The sequence below is a fragment of the Dialister sp. UBA1703 genome (assembly GCA_002320515.1).
In the GTDB taxonomy this organism is placed as follows: Bacteria; Bacillota; Negativicutes; order Veillonellales; family Dialisteraceae; genus Dialister.
This window is the reverse complement of the sequence record DCJJ01000104.1, coordinates 1-3,071: the sequence shown is the minus strand read 5'-3', so window position 1 is coordinate 3,071 and position 3,071 is coordinate 1. Positions and strand designations below refer to the sequence as shown.

Here is a 3,071-nt window from a genome sequence, read left to right as displayed (position 1 = left end):
GTTTCCCCTCTGGGGACACAACCCTTCTATACAACCTTCGAGCCCGCCCCCTTTTTGGCGCCGCAGGCGTGTCCGCGTCCCCTGTTTCTCTTGCACCTTTCCCCAAAATTCGCTAAAATATAGATAGGAAAACAGCAGATTTCATAGCTTTCAAAGGAGGGGTTCTTATGCCGTCCAAATCGCTGAAAGTCAAGGAGTTCATGACCAAGTATGTGTTTACTGTATCGCCTGATGTGACGGTACACCGGCTGGTGGGGCTGTTTATTACCCATCCTGTGAGTGCCATTCCGGTGGTGGGGGAGGATAATGAGCTTCTGGGTATCATTTCGGAAGGGGATCTGCTTTACAAGAAGGTGACGCCGAAGATTCCTCAGTATGTGGATGTGCTTGGCGGAAATCTGTATTACTGCGGTTTCGGCCGGTATGAGAAGTCGTTCCGGAAGCTCCTGGCCACTACGGCGGCGGAGATCATGACGAAGGATGTGCGCTGTGTGACGCCGGAGACGGATATGGAGACATTGACGAATCTCATGGTGGATGAGCATTTGAAGACGGTGCCGGTGGTGGATAAGAAGAAGGTGGCCGGTTCCGATGTGCAGCCGCCGGCGCGGCTGGTGGGTATTATTACCCGCCATGATATTCTGGGCGCCATTGCGGCTACGGAGGCGGAGGAGCTTTTAAGAAATCGGGAAGAAGAAAGTAAGTAGTAGTGGAAACTGCAGCGGTGGAAACGCCGGTGCAGTTTTTTATTTGCGCCGGGCATAGTATAATAGGGAAAACGCTCCTTTCGGCATATTTCAGTTTTCCGAAGGAGAGGGAGGTACATGATGGGAAAGCGGCTGATCCGGTTTCTGAGTAAAATGCACAGGGGGGGCCTGATCTGCGGGGGCTTTGCGCTCTTTATGCTTCTGGGGGCCTTTCTTCTGATGCTGCCTTTTTCGCAGACCGGCAGGTCGGAGGTTTCTTTTGTGGATGCTCTTTTCATGTCGGTGAGCACGGTGAGTGTCACGGGCATGAGTATGTTTGACCTCCGCTATGATTTCACCGTTTTCGGTCAGCTGGTGATTCTCTTCCTCATGCAGGTAGGGGGTCTGGGAATCATGACCATGATGGCCATGGTGAGTATTTATACGGGCCGCCGGATCCGGCTGCAGGAGCGTCTTCTGATCCGGGACTCTTTCAATCTGAATACGCCGTCGGGCATGGTGATGCTGGTGCGAAAGATTATCGTCACGACCTTGGCGGTGGAGTTTACGTCGGGAACGCTTCTGGCCATTTATCTCTATTTCAAGTACGGAACCATCGGCATTTACCTGGGCTACTGGCATGCGGTGTCCGCTTTTACGAACTGCGGCATGGATATCATGGGCAGTGATGTAGGTTTTGCGGGCATGGCGGCAGACGGTTTTGTAAGTACGGTGATTGTGGTTACCATGTTCCTGGGGGGCGTGGGTTTCATCGCTTTGGATGATATTTTAAGAAATCACAGGTGGTGCAGGCTGTCTTTCAACAGCAAGTTCATCTTTACCATGGAGGCGGTTCTCATCCCTCTGGGGGTGGTGGTGTATTTTCTTCTGGAGGGAAGCAATCCGGAAACCATGGGCCACATGAACACGCTGGAGAAGTGGCAGAGCGCTTTTTTCATGTCCGTGTCTTCCCGGTTGGCAGGATTTGCGGTGTTTGATATCCACTCCATGATGAGTTCCACCGTCCTTTTCGTCATGATGTTTATGTTTGTCGGGGCGGCGCCTGTTTCCACCGGCGGCGGTATCAGGACCACCACCATGGGCCTTCTTCTTCTGTCTCTCTGGGCCTGGATCCGGGGCAGGCGGGAGGTGGTGCTTTTTCATAAGCAGGTGGATACGAAGTGCCTCACCAAGGCGTCCAATGTATTCACCCTGGCTATTGTGCTCACGTTCCTGACGGCGTTCTGCGTGTTCGCCATGGAGCCGAAGGATTTCGACTTTGAAGATGCTCTTTTTGAATCGGTGTCCGCCTTCAGTACCGTAGGCTTCAGCATGGGGCTGACGGGGGAATGGAATACGGCCTGCAAGATCGTGCTCATGATTGCCATGTACATCGGCCGTATCGGCGTGATGACCCTGGCCATCGCCTTTGCGGGCCATCATAACAGTTCTGTGAAGTATCCGAAGGAAAATGTGGTTATAGGTTAAATAAAGAGGTTCGTTATGGGTCAGAAATTACAGTTTTTCGTAGCCGGTCTGGGCCGGTTTGGTAAAAGTGTGGCTGTGACGCTGGAAAAAATGGGGTACGACGTCATGGCCATGGATATCGATGAAGATGTGGTGCAGGACCTGGCGGATACCCTGGGATATGTGGTGTGCGCCGACTGCTCGGACGAAAAGAACCTGGCCGCCATCGGCGCCGGCAATGCGGACGTGGCGGTGGTTTCGCTAGGAGAACTTTCCGCCAGCCTCATGACAACCCTGATATTGAAGGATATGGGGGTCAAGAAAATCGTGGTCAAGGCCCTGGACCCCCTCCACGGGAAAATGCTGCAGAAAATCGGGGCGGACAAAATCATTTACTCCGAAAAGGAAATGGGCGTCCGTGTCGCCCACAACCTTATTTCCCCGGGCATTGTGGATTATATCGAAATGGAAAACAACATTACCATCCTTTCCATCCATGTGCCGGAAGACTGGATCGGCAAGAGCATTCTGGACATCGATATCCGTAAGAAATATAACATTACCGTAGTGGCCATTAAGAGAAAAGGGGAAATGTACGTCAACCCCCATCCGGATATGCAGCTTGCCTCCGATGATATGCTCATCATTCTGGGGGACTCGGAAAGCGTAAAGCGGGTCACTGCAAGTCTCGAGCAGTAAGGTGCTGTTGGCTGAAATCTTGCCTCCCACCGCCTGTCGGGGGGAGGGGGACCACGTCAGTGGTGGAAGGGGGCGGCTGCGGTAAGCACCCATAGGGAATCATCTGTTGATAAATACCGGTCGGCGGGGCAGCAATTTCCGAAGGGGCCTGCGGCCGTTGGCCGCAGAGGGGCGTATGGCCCTGTGCTGTCGCATGGGCCAAGGGTTGCGTCGCTTCGC

The 3,071-nt window shown here is 53.4% G+C and carries 3 protein-coding genes; all 3 read left to right on the top strand.

The window, feature by feature from the left end; all coding sequences use genetic code 11:
* Positions 1-167: 167 nt before the first annotated feature.
* Positions 168-707 (top strand): CBS domain-containing protein, encoded by a 540-nt coding sequence (locus B2Y11_RS05000; protein WP_291056932.1) that lies wholly within the window; start codon positions 168-170, stop codon positions 705-707.
* A gap of 117 nt (positions 708-824) precedes the next feature.
* On the top strand, positions 825-2,174 hold the full coding sequence (locus tag B2Y11_RS04995; RefSeq protein ID WP_349676016.1) for a TrkH family potassium uptake protein: 1,350 nt from the start codon (positions 825-827) through the stop codon (positions 2,172-2,174).
* A gap of 15 nt (positions 2,175-2,189) precedes the next feature.
* Positions 2,190-2,852, top strand: a complete 663-nt coding sequence (locus tag B2Y11_RS04990) for a potassium channel family protein (protein ID WP_291056928.1) — start codon at positions 2,190-2,192, stop codon at positions 2,850-2,852.
* The last annotated feature ends 219 nt before the right edge of the window (positions 2,853-3,071 follow it).